The sequence below is a fragment of the Acinetobacter sp. ANC5681 genome (assembly GCF_023488045.1).
GTDB lineage: Bacteria > Pseudomonadota > Gammaproteobacteria > Pseudomonadales > Moraxellaceae > Acinetobacter.
Map to the genome: position 1 here is coordinate 1 of NZ_JAMFKZ010000038.1, position 19,894 is coordinate 19,894.

Below are 19,894 nucleotides of genomic sequence, written 5' to 3' on the forward strand. Positions count from 1 at the left end.
AGGTTTGATTTCGCCCTTGTTTGCCTTTTGATGGAGCATACCATTGCGTAGCAGGATCAAACCAAATGGCAATATTTCCGCGACTCATGAGTGCTCGGTTATATGCGGGCCAATTGGTTGTGCGGTAGATTTTGTGTGCAGGCTTCTTCATTTGAAAATTATATCGCTGAAAAACCCTTTACAGATAGGTTTGTGCAACAAAGCCTTTGTCCTTTAAAATAAATTTCAAGCACTTAAATAAGAATAATTTATAAAAATAGATCCCAAAAAATAACCTATAGAATTAAGTTAAAAAAATTATATAAATGTAGTTTTTCTAAAATTAACATAATACACGTTATACGAAATTTCATTATTTTATCTTTTAAAATCATTATGATATGGAATTATAAAAAGCCAATTCACCCTCGAATTGGCTTTTTTATGAGCGGTTTTGATAGTTCTTTCCAATAATTTTGTTTAAAAAGTAGTCAATTTTTCGGTTTTTTCAATGTTCTCAGCCCTTCCAGGGCGAAAACTATCCCCAATTTCTGCGGATAAAACCGGGACAACTTTTAGCCATTTTTGTACGCCCTGGCGCACAGAGATTTAAGGATTTTGCGGCTAGGGCAGCTGCGGTTTTTTACTTATGATGAAGTCATACAGGAACAGGACGTTCCGGAACATAAAACAATAACGATAAGTTCTAGCACCAGGATTATTAGGTAGACAGCCCTACCTAGCACCAAACATGAAAAAGCCCGACAAGATGTCGGGCTTTTTTATTTAATATTATTTTTAAAAAATACTTGCAAATAGTGTAATGAGTTGATCAAATATGAATTCAGTCCACGGATTGAGGACAAGGTAACTTAATATGATTAAACCTCAAGACATTCTAGTTCTCGTAAAACTGATCTCTATTGAGAATCAGCACCAGATATTCAAAGAATACTATTCAGAAGCACAACTTGAGTGGGATAAATTAGAAGATGAGCAGTTAGATATCTTTTTAAAATTAAGTGCTTTTTATGATTCTTTATCAATCAGAGGGTTGGCTGAAGCAGTAGTTATTAGTAAAAGTGAGGTTGCAGAATCTTTAAAGCGTTTAATCAAGATAGGGCTATTGATCGTAACCTCTAATTCACCATTTAAGCGATTAGAGCTAGTAGAAATGCAATGGAAAACCAATAGAAGAGCTCTCTTAGACCTAATTATTTACAGTTTTCAATACTTTTTCCATACAGAAGTTGGTGCTATTGATATTGGTATTCCTACTGTTTTCAATAATAAAAAACTTTCAGATCATTTATCGTATTCTTCTTCATTACCTTATATTTGGCCCGCTCAAAGCTATCAATCAATTTCAGGATTAGCAGTTGAACCATTATATAAATCTGTACCATATGCAGCGTTAGATGATAATTTCCTGTATGAAGTTTTTGCTCTTATTGATGTGTTTAGAATAGGTTCCCCAAGGGAAAAGAAAATAGCTGAAAAGTTATTACGTGAGTATCTACAATGAATAATGCTTTAACACAAATGAAGATGCTAGAGCAGGTTGTAAGTGCTTTAAGCGAGGATCTTATCAAAGACCTAGTATTTATTGGAGGGTGCACTACTAGCCTGTTTTTAGATCCAGAAAATTTATCTTTATCAACTAGATACACTCAAGATGTTGATTTAATTGTAGATATAAAGACCACAACCCAATGGTATGAGTTAGATGAGAAAGTCAGAAAACTAGGGTTTAAAAATTATCAAAGTTCAGATCCATTTGAAAAGAATACGGACTTCACTTGTCGTTACCAACTAGGAGAAGATCTAATTGTAGACTTTATGCCCACTGATGAAAAAATTTTAGGCTTCTCTAACTCTTGGTATCTAGAAGCTTATAAGAAAAAAGTAGAGTATAAGCTGGGAAATAATTTAATTATCAATACCTTAATGCCTGAATATTTCTTAGCAACCAAGTTTGAAGCATTCCATGGTCGTAAAGAAGATCCCTTATATAGCAAAGACTTAGAAGATATCATCACAATTTGCCTGGGACGATCCGCCTTAGTTGAAGAAGTCTATAATGCTCCAAAAGAACTCAAAGATTACTTATCTGATCAATTTAAAAAACTCACTGAATTAACTGATTTTGAAATCATAATGGAAGATCAATGTAGATTTGGCTCAAGAGAAAGAGCTTTACAAGTAATTCAAGCGATCATAAAACAATGGCCAAAAGCATATTAATAAACTCCTTTTCCTTATGTCAGAATCTTAGCGCACCAGAAAAATTTGGAATCGATGCTGTAGGGAACCTTACTGATAATGAAAATCTATATTTTTGTTACGTAGTGGATGGTCATGGGGGATGTAAAAACAGCGACATACTAGTTAAAAATTTTCAGGCTTATGTGCTTTCTTTGAAGGACGTCTTTGCTCAATTAAATAATACTACACAAGATATACATGATTTTTTTGAACGTCTAACAGAGAATTTTTATATAGAACATCGGGGAAAATTGCGACCTGCAGCAATGAGTATTTTGATGGTTATTTTTAGTCAGACTCAAATTTATTCAGCACATTTGGGTGATTGCAGACTTGGGAAAATCAATAATGAGCAACAAATCAGTTGGATTACTTATCCTCATAATTTAGCGATGAGCTTAAATAATCAAACAGATCCCCAAAGTATCGAAATGATACTTAGGTCTTCTTCAAATGATAATATTGTCACCAAGTCATTTAATACAAAAAAGTTAAAACCCTTGAGCTTTAAGACCTTAGATATTGAAAAAAAATCCACATATATTCTAGCATCCGATGGATTTTGGAAGCTTTCAGAAAATGATATAAAAACAATAATTTATAGCAAAAATTTATCCGAAGTATCTTCATTATTTGATGATATTTCTCTATGGGTTATATCATTCATTTAACATAAAATCTCATATACCCAATTCGGATGTTAAAATCAAATAAACCTAATTTTTATAAGCAGATACTCGCTATGAACCGTACCGGGTTTGTCGGAGAATTTTTATTTAAGTTAGGCCACCTGACCTAACGGGTTAATCTTATCATTGTACATTGCTTCAAACTCAAAAGGCGATACATTGTCAACGGCATTCTAAAATTGCCCCCTTTTATCTTACAAATGGCAAAGTAAAATTGACCCCTGAAATCAGAGAAAGAGCGGTTCAATTACTAATTGAATCTGAAAAAGATTATCCTTCTACTTGGGCAGCAATCACAGCTATTGCTCCTAAAATCGGTTGTACTCCTGAAACATTGCGTGTTTGGTATCAAAAATATTTAGATCAACAAAATCCTGTCAAAATACAACAGATATCTGATCAAGAAAAAATGAAGGGTAATCCCCCCCTAAAATACTAGCTCTTTAAAAGAGGCAGTATTATGCTTTTACAACATGGTGTTTAACTTGAGAAACTGAATTTAAAACAATCTACTGTAACTCTTCCAGACAGATATGAAATTAATCCACCCCTAGCCCCTTAAACACAGCATCTACCGGATCTGCATAAAAGCTGGTCTGGAACTTGGTAAACAGTTCCACAGGAATCGTTGGGATATCTGCCGCACTACTCATTGGCAAAGCAACCTTCTTGGCACCCGCATCAAAAGCAACTTGAAGACATTCGGCAATACTTTCCACCGGTGTCACAGAACCACCCAAGCTCATATCACCCAGTACCACCATCTGACTTTGTACCGATCGTCCTAACAGGCCAGAAGCAAAAGCCACTAAACTTGGCAGAGCAAGATGGCTGAGCGGGCCGGTATTCTGTAATTCCACCACATGTAAATGGAAATCATGTTCCAGCACCTTACTGCCCCCCGAGATCCGGGATGCATTGGCCTTGAAGTAATCAAAAGCAATCTTGACCTGTTCTTTGGCACTACTTGAATTCCATAAGCCAGATGTCGCCAATTTTCCTGAACCTTTAGTGACTTGCAGTTCTAAGCGGTATAAACCTGGCATGCCCTTATTACTGAGTCCGATGGTATACAGAAAACCTGGTTTAGCAGGACCTTCGGGAATAAGTCCGCCACCCCCCTGCTCTTTGACTGAAACAAAATGCTCTTCTAAGGTGTCATTGTCGATATAGCTGAAATGCACATCATAGAATTCCATCCCTCCAATTTTCTTCAGCTGTTCTTTGACCCGACGGCGCACCTGCAGTGCATATTCCAGGCATTGCCGTACATCTTCTTTGTTAAACTGACCATGTGGGTAGAGCAGCTTCATCAATCCAGAAACGGTCTTGCGAACGGCGATCACATCACGCTGATTCAGGTTGTTGCCGAGCTTAAAGTACTTCTCAATCGAATCTGCGAAGCTGCGCTTGCGCATTTCCCGGAAGAATTCAGCCAGATAATCAACGATCAATCCATAACGGTTGGTGAAGAACTCCGGACGCATTTTTGGAATTTCCCAGCCGGGGATATAGGCATGAAAGCGATCAAAGAATGCTGAATCGATCATGGCTTCAGGGAACGGCGCCAAGAGATGGCTGGTTTTAACCAGAGATTCCACGCTTTGGTTAATATTACCCACAAAAACCATCGAAGCTGAGGCTTCCATCTGTTCACGGCCACGGGCAAAAGATCCTGAGGCCATGTAGTCTTTCATGATCTGTACGCCATCTTTGTCCTTAAAGGAAATACCGGCAACTTCATCAAAGGCCACCACATCCCACAACCCCACCAGACCAATACGGCGGCTACTCATGTTATAGAACAGGTTGGCGACAGTCGTTTGTCCACCGGAGACTAAAATACTATTCGGTGAACACTCTTTGTAAATATGGCTTTTCCCGGTACCGCGTGGTCCAAGTTCACAGACGTTATAGTTATTTTCAACGAACGGAACCATACGCGCTAATAGGTGCCATTGCACGTCCTCTTTTAACGAAGCCGGTTCCATGCCGATCGAACGGATTAAACTCTCGCGCCACTGATCAGTGCTTAATGCTGCTCTGCCACTGAAAAGTTCATCCATATTCATATTCGGCATTTGAATCGGCTTGAGTAAGCTCACGCCAAATGGAGAACTAGTCTGTCCTTCTTCAAAATAATAACTGAGCGTAGCAATGACCCAGATACCACCAACAAGTAATTTTTCATACTCTTTGACGATGCCTGCCGAGATTTCGGCATCTTTGATGCCCAGATTACTAAATGATGCTTCGTATTTGTCCTTACGCTCATTCAGCTTTACGGTCACCCGATCAATGACCTTATAACTGCCCCGTTCACGGACCAGGGATTTCACCTTCTCAGCTTCATCCGGTCGTACGTAGTTCTCAGCCAGTACGGTCTTTACGTTACGTAGTCCCTGTTCAATGATCTCTGGATCATCCGAGGCACAGTACATCCCCAGCAGGTATTCGAGTACATAGACTGGGACATTGGCCCCTTCTTTGATCAGTTTAGTTAGATCCTTACGTACCACCCGCCCGGCAAAGTGTTCATTCAGCAGCTGATCCAGTTCTTTATCGTTAGCAGATTCCATGTAGGCTACGCTCTATCGTTAATTCGTTATCAGAAGAAGTCATCGGTAAATGCCAGATCAATGGTGACCTTATAGCACTGCATTTCGATATTCAGGTCTTTGTCCTTCAGTACCAGGAAGTAATCTTTCTTACGGTCAAAATCAGTGCCAGACAATGACAGCCTGACCTGTTTTACCCGTTCCGCAACAGAGTCGGTAGTGCTATCAAAAGTCAAGGTTTCTTCACTAGATACTTTGAGATCCCCATCATAAATGGCAATCGACAGGGTCACTGGCATGACCAGCTCACTGACAGCTTCAGTTTGCATCAAATCAAACTTCTGGATGTTATTGACCATTTTCAGCGTGGATTTGGTAGAAATGACCTCAACTTTACGCTTGGTCCGCTGTCCGGCCTTTTCACCACGCAGCTGTTTTACCGTTAGTACAGGCACCACGATTTCCTGAGGCATGATGCCACCATGCACAAAACGTGAACCTCCTACAAAATGGAAACGGTTCGCCCCTTTTGGAATCCAGAAATCAGTCGCAGATAATGTGCCTGCCGTAGCTTGGGTTGAACCTTTCCATGCTTCCTTGCTCTCTGGTAAACCATGCCCAATCACATAGCGTTTTTTGCTTTTCAATGTATTGGCAGGTTTTTCAGTCAAGCTTGAACGATCCGCAGATTCCAGTTTACTTTGCTGGAACAAGAAGCCATGGTCGGCTGTGATCAACAGGGTAGAAATATTGAAATGCATCAAGATTTTGCGGCTAAGTTCAGTCAGCTCTTCAATGGCATGTTCCACCGCCATAAAGGTTTCTGATTCTGTCGAGGCACTGTCTCCCCGAGCATCAATCACGTTGTGATAAACGTAAATCAAATCATGGTCTTTAAGTGCTTCACGGCCTTCATCACGCGACCAACCTTTTACCGTTTCAGCGGTAACCGCCAATCCATTATAGGCAGCCAGAATTTTGGAGCGTGCTGCAGTCCCTTTGCTGGACTGTCCATCTACTAAAACATCATCCCCTGCGGTCTCTTTGTACTCCAAAGTCTGATGCGGCAATAACGAGGCCATGCCCAGTGTGGTGTAACTTGGGACAACGCCCAGCTGTGAAGACAATGTCGCTTCAGAATAACGCTTTTCATTGATACGATCACGCAGCTCTACCGCAGCTTCATAACGGAAAGCATCACTGATAATTACCACAATACGGCGTTTCGTTGCAGAACTGAGTAAGGGTCTGACGTGAGTATCGTAGAAGTTCTGCTGATTTGGGATATCTGCCACTTTCCAGACATTCAAGCGTTGCTCAGCTTCAATCCGATCTCCCCAGTTTCGTGCCAAGTGGTCAATAAACCAGTAGGCATAGCAATTTTCGATTTCTTCATCGAGTTTTTTCAGGATATCGACATGAGCGCGTTGAGAAGCAGCACTGTAGTGGCGATATGCCATATCAAAGCGATACAGCTCCTGCTCGTACGCTTTATACAAAGCTTCACTCGAGTCGAAATAAAACCCAGAATCAAACTGCAGTCGCAGGCTGAAGAGCTCAATCGCTGCCTGCAACGCTGTATAGACGGTACGGTATTTACGGCGAGTTGCATCGTCCTTATGTTTGGAAGCCCAATAGCCATCCAGACGGGTAGAAATAATCGTTCTGAAATGTTCCAGTTCAGCTTTGGTTGCTGCAGGGATATGACTGGCCAAATCAACAATGATCTTTTGTTCAATCACTTCAAAGGTCATGACATCCAGCAGCTGCCCCAGATCAAAGGCCCCGACCCTCTCCTGGATCCGCAGTGCATTCGCCACGGTCTGGGAAAGCGTATCGAAGGTTGGGTAGTATTTAGAACTGTCTCTCCAGCGCGACAAAAAGGCTCTAGCCGTCGCACGGGAGCTGACGGATGACATCACCAGTTCTTGAGCCCATAGCGGTATATCGCCCAGGCTTTCACAGAAACCTGTAGTCATCAAACGGATAAAGAACGTACCGAGCTTGAATGGTGCTTCCCCATTCAATTCTTCAACCGATGCTGGATAACCAATTTCCGCCTGTAATGCGGTGACCAAAGCTGGCACCAGTTGGAATTTTTCCAGTTCAGCAAAGGAGTCTGGATTGACTTCCAGAGCCAGGTTCTGCTGTACCATTTCATCTGCCAGTGCCAGAACGATATGCATGAGTTCGGCACTGTCGGCCTTGACCACAGCTGCAATCATGGCCATATCCAGATTCTGTTCATCTGCATCAGGCTGGGTATAACGTTTTAATGCGCTCAGACGGGCTTTGGCTTTGAGGAACTCTTCACGTTTGGCCAGATGTTCTCTTAAACTTTGTTGCTGTAGCCCAAGCTCATTGAAAATAATCGAGAAACGATCGGCATAGAAGATGCGTGAATAGAGCTTGATGTCCAGTAACCAGTCTTTTTCAGTTTCAGGCTCAGGACTTGGAAAATACAGCAAGTATTTGCCCTGCTGATCCTCAAGTTCCAGTTTAAGCTTAATCGCAAGGCTGGATTCTTCTGCCATATTCAGAATCTGGACATCATTTAGCTCTAGGGCTTTGATTTCTTCAGTAAATGACTGTTCTGCATCGTACCAAAAGACAATTCGATGCTGTTCAATATAAAAGGCTTGTTCCAGACCTTGTTGTAGTTGACTTAAATTCATGCAACGACCTCATCAAGGTCTAGTACCGGAGAAAAAACATTCATCATTTCTCCCCCGTAATCGCTTTGACTTCAGCCAACAAGTCCCCAAACTTGCCGTAGTTCACTTTCACTCCATCATCCAGATCTAAGCTAATACGCTGATCGGCATAGTGGCGCAGTTTTTCCTCAAAGCTACTGAGTTCAGCCTGTTGCTTATGCAGGTTTTGCAGCTCTTTTTCTTTTCGTTTGATTTCAGCAGCAGAATCACTGTTTTCTATTTCACTTTGCAAAGAATTGGCCATAGCGGACATTTTGGAAATCAGTGGCATAACGTATTCGGTACGCATACGTGCCAAGGTGCTTTCGTTATAGCGGTGCAAGTACACCAATGCCTGGAAAGCCCCCTGTTTACCACTGCTAAATAACCAATAGATTGGACGCTTTTTATAGGTCTGCATATGGTCTTTATAGAACTTGCTGGCGAGGTAACGGCGAATGGTGTCTTCTGCTGTTTCACTGGCTTTTTTATCCAAGCTTTCTGCCAACCACAGCATATTGGCATCTAGCGTATCTTTGCCCCAAACGGCAGTTAAGAACTCTTGGATACGATGTGTTGCATCATCTTCAAACCAGTGCATTTCAGTCAGTGGAATAATGCCGTCAGCATCCGCTGGGAATTTTTGATAACGACTGGCTTCAAAGTCTTGGTTCCCCGCATGGGCATAGATCAGACCTGGCTCATCTAGGCTATAACGTCCCATCATGCAACCAAGTGCATAAGAGACTAAACGCTGGCTGTCTTTTTCACGATCAGCACGAGTAAGCGTGATTTGCTGATCTGGTACGTCTGGAGTCAGTTCGTCCTGTAAACCATAAGCATCAATAAACAGCTTATTGTTTTCTTCTTCCAGATGCTTCATTTCAGCGACGGCGTCAGTATTTTGCTGTTGCCATGTATTAAAGGCTTGTTCTAAATTGGATTGTTGGGTATGAATGATTGGATTTTGAGTAAAATCCCATGAGGTTTCGTAAGAGTCCCAGTCTTTTTTTGCAATCAACCTAGATTCTTCAACAGTTTTTTTAACTTGGTCTATTATAATCACTGGAAGTTTTTTAACTCCAACCATACTATAATCAAGGGTTGGGCACAAAATATTAAGAAAACATTGACTGATTTTTGAATTTAGTAAACCACTCAGTATTAGCAAATCACCGTAATCTTCAGTAAAAATGCATGAACCTTTTGTATCAAATAAAAATCCATGATTACTAATTCTACAAGCAAAATCACCAATAGATAACCCAGAATAGGTTATATTGGGTAGACAGTAATACTCTCTGCTTTTTAATCTAACCCAAGTTCCTTGAGGTAAAGTAGCAGTAAAGTCTTTCATTTCCTTGCCATCATTTTCCCAATTCACAAAATATTCATTATTACCGTACCATTTTCTATAATGCCCTCCTTTATTATAAGGAAACCATTTTGATTTTGATTCTATTAAGTCACTCGGATTACAGCAATTTAAATCTGCTTTGTTAAAACTAACTTCCTGCCAATAACGAAGAAATCTTTCATTATCTGAAGTTGCCATTCCTTGTTTAAATGTAGAATATTTATCAATAGAATCAAAATTTTCAAATGCAGATAAAATTTTATTACTTACCCAATATGCTATTGGACTACCTGGGATTTTTTTAAAGTCATTTTCACAAGCAAAAAAACAACTTGATTTTTTAAATAAATCATCTAATTCATCATTAGATGAAACACCACCCTGCTTATCAAATAGTCTTTTATACGCTCCTAGATAATTTAAAATTGGAGCCTTTTGGAACGTAAATGCACAACTACCAAAGTCAGATCCAAAAACCCCTCGACCATTATGACTCATCGTTTGTAAGTGTGTTGTTTCAAACAATCTTTCTCGCAAATCTTCATAACCAGATAGAAACATCCAATTTGGGATTGTAATCATTCCAATTAGCCCACCTGCTTTAGAAAAATGCTCATTTCTAACCATAAAGCAAGTATATAAGTCACCTTTTGCAACTTTATAAATTTTGTCGATAAATTTTTTCAAACTAGATGTGTAAAACTTACTACCCATATATGGCGGGTTAGCAATCACAGCATCATATTGTTTAGCGAGTAATTTAGCTTGCAGTACTAAAGGTAACAGCTCCTGTGCTGACTGCTGTGCAAAAATATCGCCTGACTCTAAAGCTGTATTCAGCTTGCTTTCTAAATCAGGCAGCTTTTTGGAGAATGCTTGAGGAATTTGAATCAAAGAACCAAAGGTCGAAGTATGTTCAAACAAGTCCAGTAATTCTTTTAAGTCTGCCTCAACAATACCGGTACTTGCCAAGTCCTGGCTAAATGCGTCTAAACGTTCAGGTTGGCTATCTTGTAGCGCAATAATATTCAGCTTCGGTGGATTGCTAAATAAACGGCGGTCATCCTCACGTGCTTTCATCAATAGCACAAAACTCGCCAACTGTGCCGCACGAGTATCAATATCAATGCCGTACAGGTTATTTTCCAGAATCAAACGTGGAATATCACGACTCCGGTAACCACGTTCTAAGTAAATCGCTTTGAGGCAATCATAAGCTTCCACCAGAATATGCCCCGAACCACAAGCCGGATCCAGCACCGTAATGCTTTCAGGGTTTAAAGTATCGCCATCTTCACTGATGCGCACATCAATCAACTGTTTTAGCTGTGCATTGACTTCGTCGCTTTGCTCAGCCGGTTGAATATAATATTCCCATTCACTGGCAAGCGTACTATCTGGCTGTGCCATCATCCATAGACGACCAACACTGTTCTGCACCAGATACTTCACAATCCAGTTTGGGGTGAAGAGTTGCGTCGCTGCAGGAATGTCTTCACTTTTGACGACTTTACCAATCACCTGATCTTTCTTTTCAGAAATATAGAACTGATACAGCCAGCCAATAATCTGTACATCCGACCAGTCTTCTTCCGGAATGCTGCTCACCAAATCACGGATCAAGGAATCGGTTTTGGTCAGGTTATCCGGTAACAGTAGTTCAGACTCATCAGAAACCTGTTCAAACAAGAGTGGCATGACCTGATTCAACGCATGACATTGAGCCAGTAACAGCTCACGGTACAGTTCTTCGTCTTTATTGCCATCCAGCTTGAATTCAGCCACACGGCTGGCATCTAAACCTGGTAGGTCAATATCCAGACATTCTTCCAGAATCTGTGGCAAGCCTGCATTGCCATCTGCACTGCTCAGTACACGGCGGCCATGATCCAGTAAGCCTTTGCATTCCATGTAACGAATCGCACAGAGACGGTTAAACCAGCTGTAAGCGATATAATCAATCGTCTGCTCAAAACTGCTGGTTTGAATGCGCTTGATCAGCTTGTCACGAGGTTTCATGACGGATAGCGGAAAAACCTGATCGCCAATCAGCAGCAAGTCGCCTTTCTGTTCAGCCGGTAAAATGCGGTCTGCGGTGATGCCATATTTGGCGGCCTGCTTGCGCATGGCTGCGATAAAATCATTTCGTGCTTGCGGTGCGTATTTTTTAATATGACTGGTATTCATCTTTAAACCTTTAATTAATGACTGATGCCGATATCCCTAACCCGAGTTAGCGGATACGCACACGCTTTTTATCACTCACGATTTTTTTCAATTCAGCTTTGAGTGCGTCTACAAATTGATCCACTGATTCTTCTGTTTCCAGATAGACACTGCTGGAGCTTTTGCTGTAAATGCTAGCGACATCAACTTCTACCACTGGTTTCGGTGGCACTACGGCTGTCGCAGGCTGTACCGGACTCATAGCAGGTGTTGATGTAACTGGGCTGGAGGTGGTTGCAGTGTTGGTTACACTTTCGGCTTTGCTCTGAGCCAGTTGTGCCGCTTTGGCCTGACGCTGGATTTCCGCCTGAACTTCGCTCTCCAGCTCATACAAGCCTTCATCAAAACGCTCCACGGCGGTTTGGGTTTGCAACATATAGATGGTGGACAGGCTAGTTTCCACTTCAATATCCGTTTTCAGCAGTTGTAGTGGGCGTAATAGCTTGTTACTCAGCTCAGCTGTAGCGATGCCACTGTTTTTAATCTCGGCTTCTAACTGTTTGATCTTGTCATCAATGTGTTCTATCGCCTGATTGCGCTTCTCACTCAACAGTCGCTCATTGACGCTTTCCACAGTGCGAACCAAATCAGCGACTTTATTGAGTAAACCATATGGTGATTCAATGGTCGAAATGCGATGTAATTCAGAGAGGGCTTTTTTTGCCACCTCATCACTGCCCAGCGCCTGTTTGTTTTTCTCAAAATGACGTAGAGCCTGTTGCAGTTGTTGCCAGCTTGGCATCTGGTTGCTGAAGAATTCATGAATGTCACGATAATCTTCTTCCAGATCCAGATAGTCGTCCTTGTTCTCAACCACGGCCTTAAAGAAATCGAAGCTGTCGCTATTCGCCAGCAGACGTTCTAAAGTCAGAATCGATTTTTCAATCACTTTCTTGCCCGGGAACTGCCCGACATCAGTTTTACTCTTATACGACTTAAAGTTGGCTAACCAAGTCTTAAAATGCTGCAAATAGAATTCAAATAGCTCTTTCTCAGTCGCTGGTCCCATGGCCGAGAACAGCCCTTGAGTCAGTTGGCGTGCCTGTTTCAACACCTGATCATCAGTCTGGCGTTTTTTAATGATCGACACATCACGGCGACGGCGGCTGTTTTGTAAAGGCTCAAAGGCATCTTTTAACTGTAAGCTGCCGCCATTTAACTGCAGAGAAATTCGGCCCATTGCCGCCAACTGCCCCACCAACAGTAAAATCTCGGCATCTGGCCAGCCATAAGGACGTTTGGCAAAACGATCGACCACATCCGAGACCAGAATACGTTCGGTACCCGTTGCCCGTAGTGTAATGTACTGTTCCACTTCTTGTAGGGCTTTCGGATTGCTCTGCCCGCCATCCAGAGACAATCCGAGCTGCGCCATATCATCCACAGTCAAGACGGCGTTCAGTTCACGCCAGGCATCCTGCTGATAGACTTGCAGATAGCTCAGTTTGGTATAGGTATTTTCCAGCAAATAACGACAAGCCTCGTCCAGCTTGGTGGTTGGACTTGATGATGAAAGTTGTAAATGTTGCCCCAAGGCATAACTTTCCGCGTCCAGCAACATTTCTTCGACCCGGGCACGCAGGCGTTTTTTACGCTCCTGGTTCTCACGGCCACGGTCTGCCAGGATACGGCTGATATCGGACTGAGTGCCATCATCATTTAACCGAATAAATTTATTGGTTTTCAGCCAGGTGCGCAGTTCATTAAAGAACTGTTTATCGTCTGCCAGTTTAAACAGGACTTGTCCTTCGGCCTGAGTACTTTTACCAATACAGTAAGCTTCAGTATAGAGGTTGTATTCCGTATCCAGCGGAGAAATGATTTCAACTTTCAAATCGCTCTCATACTTGCCATCCAGGCTATGACCATCCAGAAAACGACCAATCTGATAGTCCATCTTGTTGGCTTGATGGCGGTATTTGTTCTGATCGCGCAGTAAATCTTTAAAAATCAGATTGGCTAACTCTTTATTTTCTTCTGAAGCCGCTAAGTCAGTGGCTTTAATTTTGCGGGTAATATCACGTTCTTCATTGGTCAGGAACAGGAACTCATCGCCATTACGAGTAATCAGGCTCTCTTTTTCCAGACGCAGCAGGCTTTCTTCAATGCGCTTGCGTAATGCCAGTTTGTCTTCGTCAATTTTCTCAATCGACAAAGTCACCAGGTTATCCAAGGTCCCTTTGATGATATCGACATAGCGGATCATAAACAGGGTACGCAGCATCTGCACATCAAAACCATCCAGGGTCTTATTCTGCCCTGCCTGGTCGATGGTACGCTTCACTGCTGTATCCAGAAATCCTTCCACTGAAGTATAGAAGCGGTGGAAAGGAACCAGGGCCCCGACTTCATCTGTGGCAATCGCATTCGCGGCCATCTGGAACGCATCCAACATGGACCGTTCACCATAGGCCAAGTGTGCACCGGTCGCACCGACTTTACGGATTTCTTCAAATACTTTTTGCACCAGCTGGAAATGGTACGGCGCAAAAGGATAGTTATGGATAAAGCTGTCTGGCCCCTCATAGTTCTTGAGGGTTGGGCCTGAACGGTCAAAGGTAATCTGATTTTTTAAGATATCGCCCTTTTGCTCAAACACCGATCTGAGCAGTGCTTCAGCTTCCGGGGTTTTACGTAATAAACGTTTCTGGATGACTTCATCGGTATTGGAACTGGACAGTGATAACCGGGTTTTAAAACGTCCAGCAATCTTGGAGAAGTCATTGGCTTTGGAAGAAGACATCTCACCTAAAACAGCATCGATGTCTGCCTGTGAGGTGACGATAATCCAAGCGCGGCCTTTACAGATCGTACCCAAGTTTTCAGTAATGGTTTGCAGTGTCAGCATCAAGCGGGTATCGCTGCCAATAAACTGCCCCACTTCATCGACCAAGAACAACATGCGTTGCTGGGGTCCTTTGCTGTCCAGGTATACTTTCACCCACTGACAGAAATTTTCAACCGAAACACTAAAGGTCTGCTCAGAATCCTCAAACCATTTATGCGCTGCTTCTGCTGATAGATTCAGTGCCTGAGAAATCGCAGTTTCGACATCATCCTGATAGAACTGATAGCCGTCACGTTCTTCTAGCCAGGACATGCCGCTAGATTCCTCAAACGCCTGTTTAAAGCGCTCATACACCCCTTTCTGGCTCAGGTGACGTTCCATATGGGCAATATGTGGATGGTCAGCACTAAAACCCTGATACTCGTTAAACACGCGTAAAAACACATTCAGAATCGGATTGCCATCATCATTGGAGCTGGCTTTACTGTCAATGTTAAACAGGATGACATCGGCATGATGGCTGACCGCCTTGCCAATATCCGCACGGATAAACGCATCACGAATTTTGCTTTCATCAAAGAATTCTGCGGCGCTACGCTCGTTACCTTCCGCATCACGTGCCACTTTATTGGCCAGAATATAGGACAAGGTTTTCAGGAAATGCGATTTACCTGAACCAAAGAAGCCTGAAATCCACACGCCGACACGATTGGCAATCGAAGGATCGCTGAGATCCGTACCATAAGACTGGAAAAAGTCCCGAAAATGCTTTTCCAGTTCATTGGTGACCACATACTCATCGAGTTCCTGATAAACCGTAGTATTGTCATTCTGGTCTGCTTTTACGACCCCGTTAATCGCACGATCTAATGGCTTATAAAAAAGTTCTTTAATGTTCATCTCAATCAATTCCCCCGAATTCTTATTTCTATTTGCCGTGTTAAGGCACTAATCTGAATGCTCTGTAGTAATTATTGCTTGGAATTTTTCCAAATAAACTCATCGCTTGACCATCGTAATAACCTGGGTAAAACAGCACCACTGGCTTATGCCCCAGTAACGAATGCAAACTGTTCAATAAGTGATGGGCACGTAACAGTGGCCAAACCGACCCTACCCCAGTCATCAACACAATATCTTGCGCATTGGTGGCATATTTACTCACCAGATAAGGCGCGAACTTATCCATATGCAGTGGGCCCTTTAAGGCTTTGAGCAGCGCTTCATCGCCTTTGGCTTTTTGCATTTGAATGGCTTTATCGATGAAGTTACGCTCAGCCAGATAATCCACCACGGCTTGCAGCAGGTTGATATTCACCACCTTCAGCTGACTGTGTTTTTTCTCTAGCATCCCTTCAAGAAAATGCAGATATTCGCGCACTTTCAACTCATCTTCAGGTGCATAATCAAAAATCCAGAAGCCAATTTCATTGCCCAGTCCTTGCCCGGTGAGAAACTCGGTGGAAAGAATTCGCTCTGGAATCTGGTTCAGACGCTCATGTATTGTTTGACTCATTGCTGCCCCTCTACAACTAACGCGTCCATACCGACACTTCCATAGATCTTTTAATGCGTTGTTTATAATGTTCTTCCAACAGGCTACGCAGCTCTGCTCTGACGATCACACGTTGCAACTCCATCTTACGGGTACTTTTTAAGTAACCGGCTTCTGCCAACATGCGAAAGACCACCTGCCCCATTTTTTTCTTGCTGGACTCTTTCCAATCACAGATATCCGGATCACGTTGTGAGCGTTCATCCAAAAAATCTGACCAGATATAACTGTCCAAGTGTTGCGCCTGGGAGATATAGGCCTCTCTCATCACTGTTTCCATAAACTCAAGCAGCAACAGGTTGCGTTCCAATGCGCCACAAAAAGCCACCTGGGTCGCCAGCTCATCATCCCCATCACGTAGTGCTTTCCAGAAATCAGGCTCTAAGCGCTCAAGACGCTTACGAATGGCAGTGGCGTTACGTTGGGCTGAAGCAGGCGTTCTTTTTTGCAGAATATTGTCAATCTGAATTGCCTGATGCCATTGTTCTGGAGTCGCTTCTCGTAATAACAGATCCGCGATCAGCCGGCTTTCACGCACCATCAGGGAGCCACCAATCAGGTCACTGTCATAATGAAATTGTTCTAACATGGTCAATCTCCTATGAGGCCTGATCAAACAGGTAAGACGACAGCTTTTCGATATCTGAGCGTTGTAGTACCAAGGGATATTTCAAGGCATCATCCGCCTCAGCCAGCGTGATCGCGGCCTGATATCGCTGCAAGGTATAGTGAGCCAGGGCTTTTTTCACCGGAATCTGTAATCTGCCATCAGGCATGCCGAAGTCTTTTTCGACCAGCGCTTTTTGAGCTTCATTCAATTTTGGATTAGGGATCAGCGTCAGTACAATTTCTTCATGCCATTGCTGATCCTGAGCAGGGTCTACTGACTCAATCGCCACCACAACAGGTGTGCGATCAATTCTGGAGAGTAAAAAGTCCTTAAACTGCTTGCTCTGATGGCAATAGGCACGGACATGCCAGCGAAAACCGGTATACACCAGGGTATGTGGGGAAATCATGCGTTCATGCCACTGCGGATTCTGCATCGAGGCATAAATCATTTTTAAAGTACTTTGGTTGCGGCAGGCACGCAAAACTTCCCGAATCACTTCAGGACGTACACTGCGATCAGGTAATTGAACTGCTGTAAGATTCGGTTCTGGCATCGCAATCAGCGCATGCGATTCACTGACCAAGCCCGAGAGCATATTGAGATATTCATTGATATGCGCTGTAGTCAGTACAGGCTGGAAGCTGGCTTTAGGCACATAACCCTTGACTGAGGGGTCATGAATCAAGGCATCGGGGTTATACAGCGTATTATAGCGCTTGATATCCGCAGAAGCCTGCTGTCGACTAAGTCCAAACCAGCTCATCAAACGATTGGTAACCAAACGACCTTCCCAGTATGCAAGGAGTTCAATGGCTCTCATTCTGAGAAGGACTTCATGCTTATCTGTCGTCATATACCAATCAGTCAATAAATAGCAGTTTTAAGATTACCCTACAGCAAATATACAGTAAAGATTTTTGACGGTATTTTAAGGTAGTATTGCAATCACCAGATAAAAAATATACTAATATCGTGATGATAGCTGTCAAAGTAAGATCTCTAGCAGATCATGGATCCTGGTATAGCGCGTGAATTGAGCTAAATTTTAGAATGAGAGCAATATGGGTTTTAGATTTCGTAAAAGTATTAAATTATTCCCGGGTTTTAAAATTAATCTGACCCATAAAGGCATCAGCAGTGCCAGCATTGGCAAACCTGGTGCTTCTCTAAATATTGGGAAAAAAGGTACGCGAACCAGTGTCGGCATTCCAGGTACGGGACTATCTTACTCTAAACACCAGCCTTACTCTAAAAAGACCCGTGTTCCACAACCGACATCGCTAGAACACACGGAATATAATCCTCAGAATTTAGAACAACCGAAGACAAAGATCTGGCCTTGGATTATTTTTGGAATATTGTGTTTTATGGTGGGTGCCGTCATTTTTTAGCAAGAACAGCATTGTATTTTGATCAAAAAAAATGCCCACATGGATGAATGGGCAAACTAAGGAATTAATATCCTTCAGAAACTCCAGCGCAATTCTCGCTACTTTCAGTAAGCGACTCTGGCTCAATCATGAGGGTCTGACTCAATCGAATCGAGGTAAATCGATCCATCACAATTGGAGCAGAAATTATGCTTGAATACATTCTTGGATGATGCTGAAAAGTCTTTGAGTTTTAATCTGCGTCAATAAATAAGAGTATTCATGTCTACCCTCAACTTTACTTATTTTCAGATAGCAACCATTCGAGAGCACTCATTTTTACAATACCATTATAATTTGCTTCAGCCCCTATCGTGTCTAAGGTAAGTAAATATTTGGGATACGAATCAGAAATTTTCTGTAATGGACGTAACTCTCGGCTGAGTGTCTCCTCATTGAGCGTTTCTAATGCCACTTGATAATAAGTTAAATTCTGTAAAGTATCGACAGCAACAAAATCAATTTCATATTCATCAACCCGCCCTACATAGACCGTATAACCTCGTCTGATAAGCTCAAGATAAATTACATTTTCTAAGATATGACCTTGATCAGCATTAGCATCAGGCAACATAATCCGGCGCAATCCGACATCAACTAAATAGTATTTTTCAGAGGATTGTAATAACTCACGCCCGCGTACTTTAAATTGTGCAGCACTATAAAATAACAAACTGTCCTGTAAGCCCTGAATATAGCGTTTTACTGTTTCAAATGAAATTTTAACCCCACTTGAAACAAAGGTATTTTTAATTTTATTGATGGAAATAGGTGAGCCTGTCACGCTTGCCAAATATCTTGCGACACGCTCGAGAGAGTTAATATCGGCAGTATTCAAACGGGGAATAACATCTTTAAACATTACACTGGCATAGACCGCTTGCAAGTAATCATAAGTTTCTTGCTGGCTAGTCATGGCAAGCGTATAAGGGAAACTACTGCGCGTATACATGGCATATAAATCACGATTGGATAATTGTTGGATGATCGGATTATTTTCAATATGCCACTGTTTAAATTCTTGGAATGACAAAGGTAGAACATGTTGCTCGATATAGCGTCCTGTAAGTAAAGTCGCAAGTTCTCCACTTAGAAAGAATGCGTTTGAGCCTGTAATATATAAATCGATATAATCCCGAACATATAAAGAGTCGACCACTTTCTCAAAATTGGTAACATGTTGTATTTCATCTAAAAAAACATAGTTTTTTTTACTTTTATCAACTTTGGACAATACATAATCATGTAGTTTACGGTAATCGGTGAGTTCTTCAAATTCCATAAATTCGAAGTTGATGGCAATGATGTTTTCGGCTTGTACACCCTGTGCTTTTAGGTCTTGTTGAAACATCGCCAATAAGGTGGATTTTCCAGAGCGACGTACACCTGAAAGTACTTTAATGACATCACGGTTTTGCCATGTATTCAGAAATTTTAAGTAACCATCACGTCGAATATTAGCGCTTCTCATTATTTACACTTAGAATCTAAATTTTTAATAAATTCTATCAAATTTTAGAACTCATATGTAAATACATTTAACTTTTAAAAAAGTTTAAAGGTTAAGTGAAACATTCAAAGCTGCTGTTGAAGCATGCGGATAGTAAATGAAACTAAGATGTTAACTAGAGTGGAACTCATTTTTGTGTTGCTGATGGTGGTAATCCTCCCATAAATAACCGAAGTTAAAAGTAGAGGTTAAGCAGCCATTAGAGGTGGCTTTCCTTTGTTAGCTTGATGT

12 protein-coding genes and 2 pseudogenes are annotated in these 19,894 nt (G+C 42.0%); 5 read left to right on the top strand and 9 right to left on the bottom strand.

Annotated features, from left to right (window positions below; all coding sequences use genetic code 11):
• Nucleotides 1-151, bottom strand: a pseudogene (locus M5121_RS14180) (IS5/IS1182 family transposase); the annotation flags it as partial.
• Between the two features lie 705 nt (nt 152-856).
• Between M5121_RS14180 and M5121_RS14185 the strand changes: the two are divergent.
• From M5121_RS14185 to M5121_RS14200, 4 genes and pseudogenes are all read left to right on the top strand, one after another.
• Nucleotides 857-1,504: a hypothetical protein gene (locus M5121_RS14185; protein ID WP_004827010.1), complete on the top strand. Its 648-nt coding sequence runs from the start codon at nt 857-859 to the stop codon at nt 1,502-1,504.
• Nucleotides 1,501-2,223: a hypothetical protein gene (locus M5121_RS14190; protein ID WP_004827012.1), complete on the top strand. Its 723-nt coding sequence runs from the start codon at nt 1,501-1,503 to the stop codon at nt 2,221-2,223. Before M5121_RS14185 ends, M5121_RS14190 begins: the two co-directional genes overlap by 4 nt.
• Nucleotides 2,205-2,915, top strand: coding sequence for a PP2C family serine/threonine-protein phosphatase (locus tag M5121_RS14195; protein WP_004827016.1), 711 nt, complete (start codon nt 2,205-2,207; stop codon nt 2,913-2,915). The genes M5121_RS14190 and M5121_RS14195 overlap by 19 nt, the downstream gene beginning before the upstream one ends.
• A 196-nt stretch (nt 2,916-3,111) precedes the next feature.
• Nucleotides 3,112-3,348: pseudogene (locus M5121_RS14200) on the top strand (hypothetical protein); the annotation flags it as partial.
• 124 nt (nt 3,349-3,472) lie between these two features.
• Here the strand turns inward: M5121_RS14200 and brxL are convergent.
• From brxL to M5121_RS14235, 7 genes are read right to left on the bottom strand one after another with little or no spacing between them, the layout of a single operon-like run.
• Entirely contained in the window at nt 3,473-5,512 is a 2,040-nt protein-coding gene (gene brxL, locus M5121_RS14205; protein WP_099475577.1) for a protease Lon-related BREX system protein BrxL, read from the bottom strand.
• A 29-nt stretch (nt 5,513-5,541) separates the two neighbouring features.
• Nucleotides 5,542-8,166: a BREX-1 system phosphatase PglZ type A gene (gene pglZ, locus M5121_RS14210; RefSeq protein ID WP_249571537.1), complete on the bottom strand. Its 2,625-nt coding sequence runs from the start codon at nt 8,164-8,166 to the stop codon at nt 5,542-5,544.
• 43 nt (nt 8,167-8,209) lie between these two features.
• A complete protein-coding gene (gene pglX / locus M5121_RS14215) occupies nt 8,210-11,728 on the bottom strand; it encodes a BREX-1 system adenine-specific DNA-methyltransferase PglX (protein ID WP_249571538.1) in 3,519 nt (1,172 codons plus the stop codon).
• 46 nt (nt 11,729-11,774) lie between these two features.
• Complete coding sequence (gene brxC, locus M5121_RS14220; protein ID WP_249571539.1) at nt 11,775-15,455, bottom strand: BREX system P-loop protein BrxC; 3,681 nt, start codon at nt 15,453-15,455, stop codon at nt 11,775-11,777.
• Between the two features lie 40 nt (nt 15,456-15,495).
• Complete coding sequence (locus tag M5121_RS14225) at nt 15,496-16,071, bottom strand: DUF1788 domain-containing protein (RefSeq protein ID WP_005403808.1); 576 nt, start codon at nt 16,069-16,071, stop codon at nt 15,496-15,498.
• Nucleotides 16,072-16,087: 16 nt separating this feature from the next.
• Nucleotides 16,088-16,699, bottom strand: a complete 612-nt coding sequence (locus M5121_RS14230) for a DUF1819 family protein (RefSeq protein WP_249571540.1) — start codon at nt 16,697-16,699, stop codon at nt 16,088-16,090.
• Between the two features lie 10 nt (nt 16,700-16,709).
• Nucleotides 16,710-17,576, bottom strand: coding sequence for a BrxR family helix-turn-helix transcriptional regulator (locus M5121_RS14235; protein WP_249571541.1), 867 nt, complete (start codon nt 17,574-17,576; stop codon nt 16,710-16,712).
• 208 nt (nt 17,577-17,784) lie between these two features.
• Between M5121_RS14235 and M5121_RS14240 the strand changes: the two genes are divergently transcribed.
• Entirely contained in the window at nt 17,785-18,114 is a 330-nt protein-coding gene (locus tag M5121_RS14240) for a DUF4236 domain-containing protein (RefSeq protein ID WP_000506885.1), read from the top strand.
• A 277-nt stretch (nt 18,115-18,391) separates the two neighbouring features.
• Here the strand turns inward: M5121_RS14240 and M5121_RS14245 are convergent, their stop codons facing one another.
• A complete protein-coding gene (locus tag M5121_RS14245; protein WP_005155730.1) occupies nt 18,392-19,624 on the bottom strand; it encodes an ATP-binding protein in 1,233 nt (410 codons plus the stop codon).
• Nucleotides 19,625-19,894: the final 270 nt, after the last annotated feature.